General features: G+C 43.4%; 1 protein-coding gene. It reads left to right on the forward strand.

Annotated features, from left to right (window positions below; translation table 11 throughout):
* Nucleotides 1-523 (forward strand): SpoVR family protein (locus tag R7Z77_RS28320; RefSeq protein ID WP_318137431.1); only part of this gene is annotated, 523 nt, incomplete at both ends.

A 523-nucleotide genomic window follows, 5' to 3' on the forward strand; every position in this document is an offset into this window, starting at 1 on the left:
CGATTCTAAACCACTTGTATGATGAAGGTATTGTGTCCGAAAAGTTCATTCTTGAATTTTTACATAGCCATACAAGTGTGGTTGCTCAACCACCTTACAACAGTCCTTACTTTAGCGGTATCAACCCCTATGCTCTCGGCTTTGCGATGTTCCGCGATATAAAGCGTATTTGTGAAGAGCCAACTGACGAGGATAAAGAGTGGTTCCCGGATCTAGCAGGAACAGATTGGTTAGATGCCTTGCATTTTGCTATGCATAATTTCAAAGATGAAAGCTTTATCAGCCAATATTTGTCTCCGAAATTGATGCGTGATTTCAAACTGTTCGCCATCAACGATGATGACAGGAAGAACTTTATTGAAGTCTCCGCCATACATGATGGAATGGGCTACAAGCGCATTCGAGAAACTCTGGCAGCGCAGTACAACCTATCAAACTTAGAGCCTAACATTCAGGTGTTTAACGTGGATGTTCGTGGTGACCGTTCACTCACGTTGCAGTACGTCCCTCATAACCGCATTCC

The sequence above is a fragment of the Vibrio sp. 1401 genome (assembly GCF_033340295.1).